The sequence below is a fragment of the Sinomonas humi genome (genome assembly GCF_000802235.1).
Lineage (GTDB): Bacteria > Actinomycetota > Actinomycetes > Actinomycetales > Micrococcaceae > Sinomonas > Sinomonas humi.
Window position 1 is genome coordinate 68682 of record NZ_JTDL01000129.1, and the last position, 17159, is coordinate 85840.

Here is a 17159-nt window from a genome sequence, read left to right on the forward strand (position 1 = left end):
CTACCCCACGCTGATTCGTTCCGTGGCCCGCAGCCTCGGGGTGTCCTCGACATCCGGATGACGGAGGACGGCCGAGCCGTCGGCTGCCCAGATTCCCAGGAGGGCCGCAAGGACTTCCCGGAGCGGCCGCCCAGCATCGACGAGGACTCTCGCGCCCGGCTCGGCCTTCTCCGCGAAGCTCTCGAGCAGCTCCGACTGCGTGAAGCGCTCCTCGCCGAGGTGGGCTGCGTCGTCGTCCGCGCCCGGCGGGTCGAACGGCTCGAAGGAGTCAGCGAATTGGCGCACGAGCGCCGCGTAGTCGAGGTCGCCGTCGGAGAGCTCCCCGCGGTAGGCGACATCGAGCGCGCCGAGGGCGACGACGATGTGCGCCGTGCCGCCCGAGGAGTCGCCACCGCGATCAGCGGAGAACACGATGTCCGCCTCGCCGTCCACGAGCACGCCCCCTGCCTGCCATCCCGCGAGGGCGATGACCGCGCTCTTCCAATGCGGTGGGAGGTCGAGGCGGATACGCGTGCCTGGTTCGGCGTCGAGTTCCTCCACAAGGAGGTTCGAGGTCTTCGCGGCCCAGTTGTCGAGCACGCGGCCCGAGAGCTCGACCCGCTCGCCAGCGGGTCCATACCAGGTGAGCCGAGGAGCCGACGAGTTGCCTCCTCGGAGACGGTGCAGGACGGACGCGACAGTGGATTCCATGGGTCTATTCTGGCCTGACCTCGGACATCGTCCTTCGGAGCTTCCCCGAATCGTCCATTTCAGCCCACGCGCTCGGGCGTGGCGAAGCGGCGGCCCAGCAATTTCGCTGGCTACAATTCCCGCCCCGCGCTTGACCGGACAGACTTACACACGTGTAATTAGAACCGGACAGTAACTGCGCCGGCAGATGGGGCCAAGCCGGGAGCCTCCCGGAGTCTGGTGCCTTTTCAGGCAGGCGGGCGTGGACGACCACCTAGGAGGAGCACCGTGGGACAGGCGGAGCGTTTCCAGAACGAAGAAATCGAGGCCGCACAGGCCATGTACGCGCGTCCCCGGGGCATCCCGGCGGACTGGTACGTGGACCCGGCCGACCCCGAGGCGGGTGAGCGGTACCGCGAGATGTCGGCCGCCGCGCTAGAGGACGCAGCGACCGCGTTCCTCTCCCAGCACGCCGCATTGGGGGACAGCGTGCTCGCCCCCGATGAGCTTGCCGACGATGAGCTTGCCGACGATACCGAGGAGCCGGGCGAGGAGCGCGAGGCCGAGGTCGTCTCGCTTCTCGAGCGGCAGTCGCCGGGCCGCGTGCCGATGGTGCGCCCGGCGGAGCCCGTGTGGCTCGGCCTCCTCCAGTCCGCGGCACCCATCGAGGGCGAACTCGCGTGGCAGGCCGACGCGCTGTGCGCCCAGACGGACCCCGAAGCGTTCTTCCCCGAGAAGGGCGGCTCGACCCGCGACGCCAAGAAGGTGTGCAGCTCGTGCACCGTCCGGGCGGAGTGCCTCGACTATGCGCTCTCCAACGACGAGCGCTTCGGCATCTGGGGTGGCCTGTCGGAACGCGAGCGGCGCCGCCTGCGCAAGCGGGCGGTCTGATCCTGGACAGCGTGCACGTTACCGCAGTCGTCGTCGCCCACGACGGCGTCGGCTACCTTCCAGACACCCTCGCGGCCATCGCCGCGCAGACCCGTCCTGCCGACGTCCTCATCGGCGCCGACGCCGCCTCGCGCGACGGCTCCGGCGACGTCCTGCGCCGTTCGCTCGGCGAGGGCTCCGTCGTCGACGCCCCGGCAGCTTTCGGCGCCGCGATCGCCGCAGCCCTCGCCGTCGCCCCCCGTCCCACGGGCGGCGCAGGGCCTGTCGAGGAGTGGATCTGGCTGCTCCGCGACGATGCCGCCCCCGAACCGCGCGCGCTTGCCGAGCTGCTCCTCGCCGTCGAGCGCGCCCCCGCAGTCGCGGTCGCTGGCTGCAAGCAGCTCGACTGGGACGAGCCGCGACGGCTTGTCGACGTCGGGCTCTTCGCGAGCAGGTGGGCCGAGCGCCTCCCGCTCATCGACGACGACGAGCAGGACCAAGGGCAATACGACGACCGCAGCGACATGTTCGCTGTCAACTCGGCCGGCATGCTCGTGCGGCGCGACGTATGGGACGCGCTGCGGGGCTTCGACCCCGCGCTCCCCTGGACGGGCGACGACGTCGACTTCTGCTGGCGCGCGCGCCTTGCAGGGCACCGGGTCGTCGTCGTGCCCGCAGCCCGCATGCGCCACGTCGCGGACCGCCCCGAGAACGCTCCGACGCCGTTCGCCGAGCATCGCGCCGAGGTCTACACGCGGCTCAAGCACGCCTCGTTCTGGTCGCTCCCGTTCCACTTTGTAGGGGCGTTCTTCGCCGGGTTCTGGGCGCTCATTGCTGCGCTCGTGAACAAGGAGCCGAGCGTCGGCGTGGCGCGCTGCGCCGCCGCTCTCGCCGCACTCGGCGGCGTCATGCCGCTGGCGCGGGGGCGCCGGGCTGCCTCCCGCAGCCGCGCCGTCGCACGCCGCACCGTTCGCGGGGTGCGCGCCTCGCGTGAAGAGATCCGCAGCCACCGGCGCGCGTTCCTCGAGTACTCCGATCCTGACCGGGTGATCGGCGACGGTTCCGGCAGCGATGACGCCCACGCCGAACCGACCGGCGATTCGGACGACGATTTCGCATCCCTCGCGGTCGCGGCGCGCGGCTGGGCGGGGACAGGCGCCATCGTCGTCGCGGTGCTCGCCCTCGCCAGTTCAGTGATCGCGCTCGTCCCGCTCCTCGGCGCGCAGGCCGTCACCGGCGGGGCACTCCTGCCGGTCTCGACGGACCTCGGTGCAATCTGGCAGCACGCAACATCGTGGTGGACCCAGCTCGGCGCCGGACAGCCGGGCCACGGCGACCCGTTCGACCTGATCCTCTGGGCGCTGGGCGTTCTCGGCGTCGGGGATCCGAACCGCGCCGTCGCCTGGACCCTCGTGCTTGCTCCCGCGATCTCAGGAGTCGGGGGCTGGGCTTTCGCGTCTGCCCTTACGTCACATCGCTGGCCGCGCGTCGTCGCAGGCCTCGTATTGGCGGGGGCGCCCGCACTCCAGGAGTCCGTAGCGCAGGGCCGGCTCGGCGCCGTCGTCGCGTATGTCTTCCTCCCGTGGGCCGCGCTCGGCGTGATCCGCTCTGTCGGAGCCGCGAGAGTCCGCGGGACCATCGGCGTGGAAAGGACTCCGCGCCCCGGTTCCGGGGGCGTCCCGTCCTGGACGGCTGCCGCTGCCGGCGGTCTCGCCCTCGCAGTCGTGACCGCCGGTTCGCCCTGCCTGCTCGCGCTCGCCATCGTCGTCGTTGTCGTCGCCACGGTCGCGCTGCGGAAGCGCGCTCGCTCGCTGTGGTTCATCCTTGCGCCTTCGGTCGTGCTGTTCCTCCCGGTCTGGTTCTCTGCTCCCGACGATCCGAGGGCATGGCTCGGCGATCCCGGAGTTCCCTCGGCCTACGCGCCCGCGGCGCCGTGGCAGCTTGTGCTCGGGCAGCCGGTGGCATTCGATGCCAGGGCCGGGCTCGGAGGTGTGGGGTGGCTGCCTTCAGGAGTGCCTTGGGCTGTCATTGAGGCGCTGCTCGTCGGCGTTCCCGTTCTTGCCGCGGCTGCCGCCGCTATGGTGGCCCTCCCAGGTCGTCGCGGTGCGCTCGCGCGCTCGGCTGGCGCCGTCGCGGTCGGCGCGCTCGCACTCGCCTGGGCGGTCTCGCGCTTGCCGGTGGCCGTTGCGGGAGACAGCCTCGTGCCCGCCTTCGCGGGCCCAGCGGTTGCAGCAGCCTTGATCGCCCTGCTCGCAGCGGCCGTGGTGGGCGTGGACCGAGTGCTGGATCGTCGTGAGGCAGCAGCCCAGATGCGGGGACTCAGGTCCGCCGGAGCCGACCGCCTCCTGATCGTAGGGACCGTCGGCCTTGTCGTGGCGCTCATCCTTGCTGTTGCGGGCCCAACGGTAGGCCTCGCTCGCTGGGCGGCGGCCGGGATCGCTCCCGTTGCGGCTCCCCAAGGAAGTCTCGGCAGCCCCCTCCAGGTCGCCCCGAGCCAAACCCGTACGCTCCCCGCGACCGCAAGCGACCTGGGTCTCGGGGGCGAAGAGACCAAGACGCTCGTCCTCCGCAGCACCGCTCAGGGCGGCTTCACCGCTGCGCTCATGCGAGGCTCGGGCACTACGCTCGACGCGCTGACGGCTGTCGCCTCGGCGAGTCGGGTCACGGGAGACCTCACCTCGCCTTCGATGGCAGCAGACGACGCCGCCGACTCCGCGATCCGCCGCGCCGTCGCCACGGTTTCGAGCTCCTCGGGCGTGGACCCGCGGCCGGATCTCGACGCGTTGGGCGTGGGCTTCGTCGTGCTCCAGCAGCGCGACTCCGCGGACGCGGTCACGGCGTCCCAGATGGACGCAGTTCCGGGCCTCGTGGCAGTGGGGCAGACCGACGTCGGGTGGTTGTGGCGCGTGACGCCTCCCGGCCAGCAGGGAGCCAAGGACACCGCGATCGCCCATCGGGCGAGCATCGTCGACGTGAAGGGCAACGTTCTCGGCACCCTCGACTCTGGACCGGAAGAGGTTCACGCGTCCGTCCCCGCAGGCCCCGAGGGGCGCCTCCTCGTTCTGGCAGAACGCAGCGATCCCCACTGGTCGGCGTGGATCAATGGCCACCGTCTCACCTCGACGACCCAAGGATGGGCTCAGGCGTTCACCCTGCCTGCCTCAGGCGGACAGGTCGACGTCCGTTATGACCAGCCGGCCGCCTTCCCGCTCGGCCTGCTCGCCGCCGTCGTCCTCGTCCTCGCCGGACTCACCGCTATCCCCACCCGTCCCGCGCCCCGGCGCAGGCCCGGGGGTTCGCAGGGGCGTGCCGGTGCCCGGCGAAGCACAGGTGCCCCGGGACAGGAGGGAGAGCCTGTTGAACGTCCCGCGAAGCCTGCCATGCAGCCCGCGGGGGAGCCAGCGGGGGAGCCAGCCGCTGAGCGTCCCGTGAAGCCTGTTGGTCCCGTGAAGCCTGCTGTGCAGCCAGCTCCCGCGGCGCGTCACAGAGACGCCCCCCGCGACGAGCGTGGCGATCGCGACCAGTCAGGCGAAGGCGACGAGCCGGGTCAACGCGACGAGCGTGTGGAACACAACCAACCGGGCGAACGCGACCAGTCGGGCGAAGGCGACGAGCCAGGTCAACGCGACGAGCGTGTGGAACACAACGAGTCAGGTGAACGCGAGCAGTCAGGCAGCCGCGACGAGTCAGCTCAACGCGACGAGTCAGGTCAACGTGGCGAGTCAGGCAAGCGGGACTCGCGGCGCGACGAGACAGCAAGGAAGACCAATGACGCGCGAGTCTAAGGCGAGTAACCAGACCAAGCGCCGTTTGCGGCGTGCCCTCGGTGTGGCTGCCGGTGTCGTTGTCTTGGGTGCAGGAACGGGGCTCGTGGTAGCGGCCAACGCCGTGCCAGCCCCTGCGGCGCTTCGCCCAGGAACGGCCCCTTCGGTTGATGTTCCTGTGGGCCAGACCGTGGGCGTCTGTCCGGGCCCTGCCGAGCTCCTGCAGGGAACCCCCGTGCAGGGCGACCCCCAATTCAGCCCAGCCAGCACCACGGCATCGAGCCTGCTCACGGCGGCCGTGCTCGGAGAGCCCTCGGGCGCACTTCCGGCAAGCTCGATCAACGGTGTGGACGGGTCCGTGCTCCAGAAGGTCAGCGACCCGCAGAAGGCTAGCGCCACTCCGCCGTCGTCTGCCCCCGCGGTCGTCGCGAGCCGAGCCACGACCGGCCCTGCGCTCCTGACTGCCTCGGCCCTCGAGGATCGGCCGTCCTCGGCCGCCGCACTGTTCCGGTACACCGCCACCGATGGTGACCTTCGCGGTCTCGCCGCCGGGCCCTGCGCATCGCCGTCGAACGACCTCTGGCTCGGCGGGGCGAGCACCACCGTTGGCCGTACATCGGTGCTCTACCTCACCAATCCGACGACGACTCCGGCGAGCGTCGACCTCGACTTCTACGGGGACCAGCCTCTCGGTCAGGTCCCGGCTGGGAGCCGGGGGATCCAAGTGCCGCCCGGGACAACCAAGTCGTTCGTGCTCGGAGGTTTCGAGCCGGGGCAGCGCAATCTCTCGGTGCACGTCCGCAGTTCTGGGGGACCCGTCGCGGCCGTCATCCAGCAGAGCACGCTCCGCGGGCTTACTCCCGGTGGCGTGGACTTCCTCACTCCGGTCGGTGCGCCCTCGACGCGCGCCGTCGCGACCGGGGTTGAGCTCCAGGATCCTGCGGCGTCGAGCGCTCTCGCATCGCAGGATGGGTTCGACGATGCGACGGCCGCGCTCCAGGTCACCGTGCCGGGGGCGGCCAACGCAATCGTCCAAATCCGCGTGTTCGGTCAGAACGGGCCGGTCACACTGCCCTCGGGGGCGGTATTCACGGCCAAGGCGGGGTCCGTGACCGAGATTCCACTCGCAGGCCTTCCTGCGGGCAAGTATTCGATCTCAGCGGCTTCCGATGTCTCATTCACAGCGAGCGTCCGAATGGTCAAGGGGACGAGTCCGGCGCAGCCCTTGGACTTTGCAGTCTCCGGAGCACAGCCGCGGCTCGGCGACGGGCACGTGGTCCCCGTCGGCGAGGTGGGCCAGCGTACCCTCGTCTTCGCCGTCCCTGACGGGAGGGCGCGGATCACGGCCACACCGATCAGCGACGACGGAAAGCTGCACGCGCCGGTGACTCTCGACGTAGCGGGCGGCACCACGGCTACGCTGCAGGTGCCCGACACGGTCGACGGCGCGAAGACGGCCGCCTACTCGGTCTCGTCCTCCGGGGATCCCGCTTACGGCTCACTGCTCCTCGAAGCAGACCAGGGCAACGGCATCTCGGTCGCGTCGATCCTGCCGCCCGCGGGCGGGCGGGAGTCCATCCCGGTCACGCTGGGCTACTGAGAACGGCGTTGGCCACGCTGAGATCGGCCCGCGTCCGGCTTCAGCGGTAGCCGCGGTAGTAGGGGTCGAGCGATTCGGGTTCGACGTTCAGGAGCACGGCGGTGTACTCGACGACGACGTCATGGACCAGATCCTGGGCCTCGCTCGGCGAGGGCGCCTCGGTCTCGACGACGCGGCGGTAGATCGTGATTCGCGCGGGGCGGCCTTGGGCGGCCCGCGCGACATTCCCCTGGGGGACGCGGCCGCCGTCGCGGAGGATCTTCTCGAGACCCGGTGGGATCTCCTCCACGACGTACTCGACGTTGTCGAGTTCGCTGCCTCGCAGTTCTTGGAGCCGATCTGCCGAGTCAAGCACCCAATCCTCGAATCGTTCCCCCCGGGTGCGGCTTCCCGGCAGGATCGCGGGCATGATCTCGCCCCGTAGTCCCCGTCCGTGCCGGTTGCGGCGGCGTTCACGGAATCCGCGGTGGCGGCCCCCGCCCTGCTCGCCGGCGGGCGGGAGAGGGCGAATGCTCAGGCCCAAGGGCCCCGGCGTGGAACGATCCTGCATGTATCGAGAGTAGTCCTGCCCTCGAACCCCGCGCTAACCGCGGCGCTCCGGCCGAGTCGCTCACGACACACGCGGCGAGCGCAGAGTAGGGTACTGGCTGTGCGAGAAGTCCGCCATTGTTCCCGATCGGCCTGCCGTGAGCCTGCGGTCGCCACGTTGACCTATGTGTATGCGGATTCCACGGCCGTGCTGGGACCGCTCGCCACGTTCGCGGAGCCGCATACCTATGACCTGTGCGCCAAGCACGCGGACAAGCTCACCGTTCCGCGTGGTTGGGAAGTCCTGAGGCTGGCGCTCCCGGCGCGGCAGCCCAGCCCCGATGACCTCCTTGCGCTGGCCGAGGCAGTGCGAGACGCGGGCGAGGACGACGACGTGCCCGCCGAAGCGCCCCAACGTCCCAACCGCGAGGGCCAGAGCATGCTGACGCCGCCTCCCGGGGTTGAAATGCCTTCCGGGGGACGCCACCTGCGGATCCTCCCCGAGATGTACTGAACCTGACACGCCGTGCTCTATGTGAACCTAGCTCTAAGTGAACCTAGCCGAGCCTGAACGGAGCGCTCTCCCTGCACCCGCGGCTGCCGGTAGGCTTGGGCACATGCCGTACATCAGCTCTTCGATCCTCGCTGTGCTGCGCTGCCCTGTGACTGGCAGCGCCTTGGTCCAGGAGGGTGACGAGCTTGTGGCCAGCGCAGCCGGACCCGACGGTGCTGTTCCGCGCTACCCGATCGAAGACGGCATTCCGGTGCTGCTCCCGCCAGCTGGCTCCTCGGTCGAATCCGGCGCCTAACTCCGGCGCCCGCCCGAGCCGGCAGCCCAAGTCTTTCTCTCCTCACCCCGCCACCCCTCCCGCCGTCAGGAGCATTCGTGACCTTCGACTACCGCGTTGCCGACATCTCTCTGCATGAGGCCGGCCGCCATCAGATTCGCCTGGCCGAGCACGAGATGCCGGGGCTCATGGCCCTGCGGGAAGAGTATGGGGAGTCGCAGCCGCTCAAGGGTGCTCGCATCGCCGGATCCCTGCACATGACGGTGCAGACTGCTGTGCTCATCGAGACGCTCGTCGCACTCGGCGCTGAGGTTCGCTGGGCGTCCTGCAACATCTTCTCGACCCAGGACGAGGCAGCGGCCGCGATCGTGGTGGGCACGGGCACTCCCGAGGATCCTCGTGGTGTCCCGGTCTTCGCGTGGAAGGGCGAGTCGCTCGAAGAATACTGGTGGACGGCCGAGCAGATCCTCACGTGGCCGGGCGCCGAGGAGAACCCCGAGCTCGGGCCCAACATGATCCTCGACGACGGAGGCGACGCGACGCTCCTCGTCCACAAGGGTGTCGAGTTCGAGGCGGCAGGAGCCGTGCCTCAGGCCACCCCTGATGACCCCGAGGAATACGGGATCATCCTCGACGTGCTTCGGGCAGCTCAGGAGCGCGACCCGAAGAAGTGGACCCGCATCGCAAGCAACATCCAGGGTGTGACGGAGGAGACCACGACCGGTGTCCTCCGGCTCTACCAGCTCGCCGAGCAGGGCAAGCTCCTGTTCCCCGCGATCAACGTCAATGACTCCGTCACGAAGAGCAAGTTCGACAACAAGTACGGCATCCGCCACTCGCTCCCGGACGGCATCAACCGGGCGACCGACGTGCTCATCGGCGGCAAGGTCGCCGTCGTCTGTGGCTACGGCGACGTCGGCAAGGGCGCTGCGGAAGCGCTCCGCGGCCAGGGAGCGCGGGTCATCGTGACCGAGATCGACCCGATCTGCGCGCTCCAGGCTGCAATGGACGGCTATCAGGTGGCCCGGCTCGAGAGCGTCCTGAGCGAGGGGCACATCTTCATCACGACGACGGGCGGCAAGGACATCATCATGGCCGAGCACATGGCTGCGATGAGGGACAAGGCGATCGTGGGCAACGTGGGCCACTTCGACAACGAGATCGACATGGCCGGACTCGCGAAGCTGCCCGGTGTGCGCAAGATCGAGATCAAGCCTCAGGTCCATGAGTGGGTCTTCCCGGCTGACGAGGGCGGTACCGGGCGCGGGGAGCACTCGATCATCGTCCTGTCCGAGGGGCGTCTCCTCAATCTCGGCAACGCGACCGGCCACCCCTCGTTCGTCATGAGCAACTCGTTCGCGAACCAGACGATCGCGCAGATCGAGCTGTGGACCAAGCGTGTCCGGCCCGATGCTGGGCAGGACGCCCCCCGTGAATACGAGAAGAAGGTCTACGTTCTGCCGAAGATCCTCGACGAGAAGGTGGCACGCCTGCACCTCGCGGCCCTCGGGGTGGAGCTCACCGAGCTCACGAAGGACCAGGCGGGGTACCTCGGCCTAGACGTGGCCGGCCCCTACAAGTCTGATCATTACCGCTACTGACTAAAATGGGGGGCATGCGGCTGAGCGGGAGGACGATCGCCATTCTGGCCGTCGTCCTCGCGCTCGTTCTCGGCGGCGGCGCGTTTGCGGCGTTCAGCGCACTCCGGCAGCCCTCGGTCGGATCCGAAGCCGCTTCGGCCGTCAGGAGCCAGCCGGGCGTCGTGTTCCCTGTGGTCCAGCCGGCCTCCGCTGTGACCGCCCCCGCGGCGGATGCAACCGAGGTGAACCCCGCTGCGCCGGTCACGGTCACGGCCAAGGACGGCACCCTCGACAACGTGAGCCTGCGCTCCTCCACCGGCGATGACGTGGAGGGCACGGTCGACTCCAGCCGCTCGGTCTGGACGTCCAGCGGGCAGCTCAAGTTCAATGAGACGTACACGCTCAGCTATACGACCCTCGACGCTGCAGGCCGCACAACGCCGTCGACCTCGACCTTCAAGACCGTCTCGACGTCAAATGAAGCCGATGCGGCGATGTATCCCCTCGACGGGATGAGCGTCGGGGTCGCGCAGCCTATCCAGCTCACCTTCAGCGAACCGGTCAAGAACAAGAAGGCCGTCGAGAAGGCCATCACGATCACGTCGACCTCGGGCCAGACGGGCGCTTTCCACTGGTTCAGCGACACCGTGGTCAGGTACCGCCCGGAGCAGTACTGGGCCGCCCATAGCACCATCAGCGTGAAGATGGACCTCTTCGGAGTGGACCTCGGAAACGGGCAGATCGGGAACTTCTCGAAGACGGACACGGTGCACATCGGCGACAAGCGCACCGCTGTCGCTGACGCTCAAGCCCATACCTTCACCGCCTACATCAACGATCAGCCGGTCCACACTTGGCCAGCCACACTCGGCGACACGCGTTTCCCGTCCGCGAAGGGCTTCCTCGTGCTCATGGAGAAGCAGCGCAAGGCGCACTTCGTGGCGGCGTCGATCGGCCTCAAGCCCGGCGACCCTGCCAACTACGGCGAGCTCGACGTCGAATACGCTACGCGCCTTACCCCGAGCGGGGAGTTCATCCACCAAGCCACAGACACGGCTATCCCTTACCTTGGCGTGGCCAACGTCTCCCATGGCTGCATCGGCCTCGGCCCCGACGGCGCCTCATGGGTCTTCAACAACATGACGACGGGCGACGTCGTGCAGATCATCAACACCGAGGGCGACTTCGCGAACTTCAACGACGGCTTCGGGGACTGGAACATCCCCTGGTCCCAGTACGCAAATGGCTGAACCGGAAACCGTGTGATTCCGAGCCGATAACGCTTCGGCCACAGGGCGGCCTACTTCCGGTCGGCGGCCGTCGTAACCCGCTACCGTGGGACGGAGGACAGACCATACCTCGGGTCCGCCCGCGTCGCGGGCCCACCAAGCTGCGAGCGGATGATGCATGTGACGGAAGACAGGCATGACCTGGAGCCGGAGGTGAACCTGGACGAGTCCCAGGACACCGAAGAGCCGGCCTTCGACTGGATGCGGGCCCCGGACCATAGCCGGGGGGCCCAGAATGCCGCCGCCCAAGATGAATCCTCCAACCACACGGGCAAGCCGGAGCAGGCGCATAACAGCGGTGACGTGAACCGGCGCAGAGAGGCCACCGAGAGCAACGGGCTGCGCCAGAGGCGCGAACTGCGCGAGAGCGGGGAGGCCTCCGACGCCGGCGAGCCTTCCGCGACTGGCGAGGGTTCCGCGACTGGCGAGCCTTCTCCGACTGGCGAGCCGATCGCAGCCGGGGCCGCTCCAGATGAGGGCGCCCTTGCAGCGTCCGGCTCTACCCAGGTTCCGACCACTGACCTCCGAGAGCCGTCCCCGACCTCCGCACTGCAGATGCGGCCGCCGGAGGACGAGGTCCGCCGCCGTACCGCCCAACGCGAGGCTGCTGCACAAGCGAAGCCCGTCGCTCCGCGCGTGCTGCAGGTGCTCATGGCGATCTTCCTGCCGTTCCTCCTCCTCATAGCTGCCGTGCGGGTCATAGCCACCCCTGCGTTCCTATGGCTCGAGTACTTCCGTCCAGGATTCCCCGGGGACGGTTACGGATTCTCGGTCGACGACCGCCTCACGTACGGCTCATATGCCGTGGACTACCTCTCCAACTTCGCCGGACGCCGCTACCTCGGAGACCTCGTCCAGTCCTCGGGGGCACCCCTGTTCACCGATGCCGAGGTCAGCCACATGGCGGACGTGAAGTCCGTCATCTTCATCGCGTATGCCGCGGGCCTCGTGCTGCTTGCGTTCTTCGTCGTCGCGTTCCTCGTCCTCAGGAAGCGTCCGGGCGCGTTCGCGCGCGGGCTGTTCGCGGGCGCGATCGTGACGTTTGTGATCGTGGTGGGCCTCGCCGTCCTTGCGTTCATGGGCTGGGAGCAGTTCTTCACCGACTTCCACCGCATCTTCTTCTCGCAGGGCAACTGGACATTCCAGCTTTCCGACACCCTCATCAGGCTCTTCCCGGCGCAATTCTGGATGGACGCCGCAATCGTGATCGGTGTGCTCACGCTCCTCGTGAGCTCGCTCATCATCATCTTCGCGTGGCCCATCAAGAGGAAGGTCGCCGACGTGCGGCCAGAGGCAGCGCGCAACGAGGCGACCTCAGACTAGGAGCGCGGTCTTCGGCCCAGCTTGTTCTCGGAGTCGAAGCGGGTTCTAAGTCGAAGCGCGCTCTACCTCGAAGCGCCCCTACGAGTAGAGCGCCTCGATCTCGTCGTGGCACTCGACGAGGATGGCGTCCCGCTTGAGCTTGAGAGAGGGAGTCAGGCTCCCGCCTTCGATGCTCGGCTCGATACCGACGACGGCGAACTTGCGGATGCTCTCGGCGCGCGAGACGAGGGCGTTGGCGGCGTCGATCGCGGCCTGCAGTTCCTCGAGCACCGCCGGGTCGTTGGCGGCGGTCTCAGCTTCGAGGGTCCGGCCGCGCTCCCGGCACCATGAGGCGAGCCCGTCGCGGTCGAGGACGATGAGCGCAGCGACGAACGGTCGGCCCTCGCCGATCACGATCGCATGCTCGACGAGGGGGCTCTCGCGTACGGTCTCCTCGAGAGGTTCGGGAGCCACGTTCTTGCCGCCCGCCGTCACAAGCACGTCCTTCTTGCGCCCCGTGATGGTGAGGAACCCGTCGTCGTCGAGACGACCGAGGTCGCCCGTGGGGAAGTACGCATCCTGAGCCGACGCGTCGGGGTGGCGCTCGGCGATCTCGTCAGATGACCCGTGGTAACCCGCGAAGACGCCGATGCCGCGCACGAGGATCTCGCCGTCGTCGGCAATCTTGACGGATGTACCAGGAATCGGCCGGCCCACCGTTCCGACCCGCACCGCGTCCGCGGTGTTGACCGTGCAGGGGCCAGTCGTCTCGGTGAGACCGTACCCTTCGAGCACCGGCACGCCGACGCCCCGGAAGAAGTGGGCGAGCTGCGGGCTCAGCGGGCCGCCGCCGCTCACAGTGGTCTCGAGGGCGCCACCGAACACGGAGCGCAGGCGTGCATAGACAAGGCGGTCGAACACAGCGTGCTTGAGCCGGAGGCTACGGCCGGGGCCCTCGCCACGGCCGGCAGCAGCGTCGTCGAGTGCGGCAGAGTATTCGCGCGCCACGGCCGCGGCGCGCGCGAAGACACCCGCCCGGCCAGAACGGATGGCCTGCTCGCGGGCGGCAGCATAGACCTTCTCGAAGATTCGCGGCACACCGAGGAGGAAGGTCGGCCGGAAGCTGCGCAGCGTCGAGAGCAGGTCGTTGGGGCTGCTGTACGCGACGGTCACGCCCGCCGCGAGACACACAACCTGGACGGCGTGCGCGAGGACATGGGCAAGCGGCAGGAACGTGACCATGCGCGGGTCGGGGGACCCGAGCGGGACGGGCAGATGGGGGATGAGGTTGTCGGCGAGGTCCACGAAGTTCGCATGGGTGATAACGCAGCCCTTTGGCCGCCCCGTCGTACCCGACGTGTAGACGATGGTTGCGGGGTCTCGAAGCCCTGGGGCTGCGCGATGCCGTTCGAGTTCGGCATCGCTGACGCCCTGCCCCGGTCCCGCGAGACTGTTGAGCGTCGCTCCCTCACCGTCCATTGCGAGGGACGTGACCTGGATGAAGCGCTCGGCGAGCTCGGCCGAACCCTCGATGACCCCGGCAACCATCGGCACGAGGCCGGGGTCGGCGAAGATCCGCCGTGCGCCCGAGTCACGGAGGATCCATTCGATCTGGGCAGGGGAATCGGTCTCGTAGACGGGCACACTCACCCCGCCGGCGAACCAGACGGCGAAATCGGCGAGCGTCCACTCGTAGCTGCTGGGGGCGAGGATCGCGACCCGGTCGCCGATGCCGAGCCCTCCCGCCACGAGGCCTTTTGTAAGCCAGCGGACGTCCTCGAGGAATCCGGATGCCGTGACGTCGCGCCACGACGTTCCGTCGCGCAGTGCGAAGACGGGGCGCTCGGGGGAAGCAGCGGCGCGCTCGAGGAGGAGGTCGGTGACGTTGGCACCCTCGGGTCTGGCCGGTGCGAGGAGCGCCGTGGCGAACTCGGTGCGCCCTGCGGCATCCTTCGTTGAATGGTCCACAGAGCCCTGCCTTCCGGTCGCCTCGGTCATGCCCATTCTGCCCGCCTTACACCCAGCTCGGCATCCACATATGCATCCTCCAGTCGAGGTAGGTGATGGTCTCGGCGGTCCAGATGGGCATGAAGTACGCCGAGACGACTACGACGAGGACGAGGTACACCCCGAGACCCAGAAAGCCTGCCTGTCGCCGCCACGGGGGGTCCGTCGGCCTGCCGAGGATGTGCCCGAGCACGTACACGAGGACGAGGATGAAGAACGGCTCGAACGAGACCGCGTAGAACGTGAACATTGTGCGTTCCGGGTACATGAACCACGGAAGGTAACCGGCTGCGACGCCGCACAGCGCTCCGCCCACGCGCCAGTCCCGGCGGCCGGCCCACAGGAGGATGCCGATCGCGAGTGCGATCGTGCCAGCCCACCAGATGAGGGGATTGCCGACGGAGAGGATGGCCGAGCTGCAGCGATCCGCTCCACAGCCACTGGGCTCGACGTAGTAGAACGACGTCGGACGCCCCTGGACGAGCCAGCTCCACGGGCTCGCCGCGTAGGGATGGCTCTCGGTGAGACCCGTATGGAACGCGTAGGCCTCGAGGTGATAGTGCGCGAGCGAGCGCAGCGACGCAGGGACCCAGGACCACGTGGGGTCGGGATTGGCCTCGGCCCAGTGACGGAAATAGGCATCCGAGGAGAGGAACCAGCCGGTCCACGTCGAGAGATAGACGGCGCCGCCGACGATCACGATGCTCACAAACGCAAGCGGGGCGTCACGGACGACGGCGGCCGGGAGCCACGCGCGGATTCCTGCCGTGCGGCGCGCGCTTGCGTCCCACAGCACGGTGAGGAGGCCGAACGCGAGGACATATGCAAGCCCCGACCACTTCACGCCGACGGCGCAGCCGATGCAGACACCGGCCGCGATGCGCCACCAGCGCACCCCGAGCCACGGCCCGGCCGCGAGGGCCGTCGCGGGAATCCGCCCGTTCGGCAGCGCCGACGCCGCAAGCCTGGTGGCCAGCCGCCGTCGTCCGTCCTCACGGTCCTTGAGGAGGGCGCAGAAGGCGGCGAGCAGCCAGAAGGAAAGGAAGATGTCCAGGATGCCGATGCGTGACATCGTGATGTGGTGGCCGTCGACGGCGAGCAGGAGGCCCGCGGTGCCGGCGAGGACGGCTGAGCGGAACAGCTTGTACGCGGCCCAGGCGACAAGTGCGACCGAGAGCGTTCCGAACAGGGCCGAGGAGAAGCGCCAGCCGAACGAGCTCGACGGGCCGAAGAGCCACATCCCGAGCGCGATCATCCACTTGCCCAATGGCGGATGCACAACGTATTCGGGCGAGGACTGGATGCCGCTGAAGTCCCCCTTGATGAACAGGGGGTTGGCGTTGTCGCTCCAGTTCTTCTCGTAGCCGAAGTGGAGGTAGGAGAAGGCGTCCTTGACGTAGTACGTTTCGTCGAACATGAGGGCGTGCGGTGCGCTCAGGTTCACGAAGCGGAGGACGCCGGCCACCACAGCGCACGCGAGCGGGATCGCCCAGTACAGGGTTCGCTCGAGGCGCGGCCATTCGCGCCAGCGGTCGAGGGGGCCAAGGAGACGCTCGCGAAGTTCGGCGGCGGTCTGGGCAGCGGGGGGCCTTGGGGCGACCCACCGGCGGCGGGTGTTCCAGCCGAGCTGCGGCTCGCGGGTGTCGGTGGCGGCGCTCATCCCGGCCCATGCTACCGGCGTAGTCTGAGCGGGTGCGTGAATCAGAGCCGGACCACGGGCGTGTGGTCCTCGCGGCGACCCCGATCGGCAATCTCGGTGACGCGAGCCGTCGGCTGGTCGAACTCCTCGGCGAAGCGGACGTCATCGCTGCCGAGGACACGCGCAGGCTTCACCGCCTCGTCCAAGGCCTCGGCGTGCAGCCCGCGGGCCGGGTGCTGAGCTACCACGAGCACAACGAGGCGTCGAAGACTCCTGAGCTCCTCGATGAAGTGAGGGCCGGCCGGACCGTCCTGCTCGTGACCGACGCTGGGATGCCGAGCGTGTCTGATCCCGGTTATCGGCTGGTCGAGGCGGCGGTCGCGGAGGGACTCACCGTGACTGCAGTGCCGGGGCCCTCGGCGGTACTCACGGCGCTCGCGCTCTCGGGGCTTCCGACTGACCGCTTCTGCTTCGAGGGGTTCCTGCCGCGGAAGGCGGGGGAGCGGGCTGCACGCCTCGGCGACCTCGTGACCGAGCGCCGGACCATGGTGTTCTTCGAGGCTCCCCACCGCCTCCCGGCCATGCTCCGAGCCGTTGCTGACGCCTTCGGGAGCGAGCGGCCTGTCGCTGTGTGCCGGGAGCTCACCAAGACGTACGAGGAGGTCCTGCGCGGATCGTCGGGGGAGCTGGCGGCCTGGGCCGAGGCCGGGGAAGTGCGGGGGGAGATCGCCGTCGTCGTCGGAGGTGCGGAGGAGACGGAACCCGCGAGTCCCGAGGAACTCGTGGAAGCAGTCAACCTCCTTGTTGCCGGAGGCGCCCGTCTGAAGGACGCGGTGGCGGCTGTCGCCGCCGACGCCCGGGCGAGCAAGCGCGAACTCTACGCTGCGGTGCTGGCCTCTCGGTGAGTGCAGGCTCCCCGGTGAGTGCTGGCTCCCCGGTGAGCGCTGGCTTCCCGGGGCCGGGCCCCGGCTGGCTTCTCGCTGAATCCGGTGCTCTTCTCGATCCGAGGTTCCCCGGAATTCCGGGGAAGCTGACTGTGCACTTGTACAGAGCGCCCTCGGTCTTCTCGTGCACGCGTGCGTAGACACCCCCGGTGCAGAACGCCTACCTTTGAGATGAACCC

The 17159-nt window shown here is 68.9% G+C and carries 13 protein-coding genes; 9 read left to right on the top strand and 4 right to left on the bottom strand.

Annotated elements, in window-relative coordinates; genetic code table 11:
• Positions 1-690 carry a TIGR03089 family protein gene (locus LK10_RS13270; RefSeq protein WP_043124465.1) on the bottom strand — a complete coding sequence of 230 codons (690 nt, stop codon included), beginning with the start codon at positions 688-690 and terminating at the stop codon, positions 1-3.
• Between the two features lie 267 nt (positions 691-957).
• On the opposite strand from LK10_RS13270, the gene LK10_RS21440 reads away from it, so the two are divergent.
• The 3 genes from LK10_RS21440 to LK10_RS13285 are packed head-to-tail and all read left to right on the top strand — an operon-like array spanning position 958 to position 6903.
• Entirely contained in the window at positions 958-1560 is a 603-nt protein-coding gene (locus tag LK10_RS21440) for a WhiB family transcriptional regulator (protein ID WP_081998524.1), read from the top strand.
• Positions 1561-1571: 11 nt separating this feature from the next.
• Positions 1572-5324, top strand: coding sequence for a glycosyltransferase family 2 protein (locus LK10_RS13280; RefSeq protein WP_081998525.1), 3753 nt, complete (start codon positions 1572-1574; stop codon positions 5322-5324).
• Complete coding sequence (locus LK10_RS13285) at positions 5308-6903, top strand: DUF5719 family protein (RefSeq protein WP_043124468.1); 1596 nt, start codon at positions 5308-5310, stop codon at positions 6901-6903. Before LK10_RS13280 ends, LK10_RS13285 begins: the two co-directional genes overlap by 17 nt.
• A 40-nt stretch (positions 6904-6943) precedes the next feature.
• Here the strand turns inward: LK10_RS13285 and LK10_RS13290 are convergent, their stop codons facing one another.
• A complete protein-coding gene (locus LK10_RS13290) occupies positions 6944-7453 on the bottom strand; it encodes a metallopeptidase family protein (RefSeq protein ID WP_156144167.1) in 510 nt (169 codons plus the stop codon).
• A gap of 99 nt (positions 7454-7552) precedes the next feature.
• Between LK10_RS13290 and LK10_RS13295 the strand changes: the two genes are divergently transcribed.
• The 5 genes from LK10_RS13295 (at position 7553) to LK10_RS13315 (ending at position 12411) form a co-directional block, all read left to right on the top strand.
• Positions 7553-7945, top strand: coding sequence for a DUF3499 domain-containing protein (locus LK10_RS13295; RefSeq protein ID WP_043124471.1), 393 nt, complete (start codon positions 7553-7555; stop codon positions 7943-7945).
• A gap of 103 nt (positions 7946-8048) precedes the next feature.
• Positions 8049-8240, top strand: coding sequence for a Trm112 family protein (locus LK10_RS13300; RefSeq protein ID WP_043124473.1), 192 nt, complete (start codon positions 8049-8051; stop codon positions 8238-8240).
• A 77-nt stretch (positions 8241-8317) separates the two neighbouring features.
• Positions 8318-9820, top strand: a complete 1503-nt coding sequence (ahcY, locus tag LK10_RS13305) for an adenosylhomocysteinase (protein WP_043124476.1) — start codon at positions 8318-8320, stop codon at positions 9818-9820.
• 14 nt (positions 9821-9834) lie between these two features.
• Positions 9835-11049, top strand: coding sequence for a L,D-transpeptidase (locus LK10_RS13310; protein WP_043124479.1), 1215 nt, complete (start codon positions 9835-9837; stop codon positions 11047-11049).
• Positions 11050-11199: 150 nt separating this feature from the next.
• A complete protein-coding gene (locus LK10_RS13315) occupies positions 11200-12411 on the top strand; it encodes a TIGR01906 family membrane protein (RefSeq protein ID WP_043124480.1) in 1212 nt (403 codons plus the stop codon).
• 78 nt (positions 12412-12489) lie between these two features.
• Here LK10_RS13315 and LK10_RS13320 read toward each other — a convergent pair whose 3' ends face one another.
• Both LK10_RS13320 and LK10_RS13325 read right to left on the bottom strand, forming a co-directional pair.
• Positions 12490-14394: an AMP-dependent synthetase/ligase gene (locus tag LK10_RS13320; RefSeq protein WP_231567761.1), complete on the bottom strand. Its 1905-nt coding sequence runs from the start codon at positions 14392-14394 to the stop codon at positions 12490-12492.
• A gap of 10 nt (positions 14395-14404) precedes the next feature.
• Positions 14405-16057 carry a dolichyl-phosphate-mannose--protein mannosyltransferase gene (locus LK10_RS13325; RefSeq protein ID WP_052207321.1) on the bottom strand — a complete coding sequence of 551 codons (1653 nt, stop codon included), beginning with the start codon at positions 16055-16057 and terminating at the stop codon, positions 14405-14407.
• Between the two features lie 32 nt (positions 16058-16089).
• Here LK10_RS13325 and rsmI point away from each other — a divergent pair, with 32 nt between their 5' ends.
• Positions 16090-16941: a 16S rRNA (cytidine(1402)-2'-O)-methyltransferase gene (rsmI, locus tag LK10_RS13330; RefSeq protein ID WP_043124484.1), complete on the top strand. Its 852-nt coding sequence runs from the start codon at positions 16090-16092 to the stop codon at positions 16939-16941.
• Positions 16942-17159: the final 218 nt, after the last annotated feature.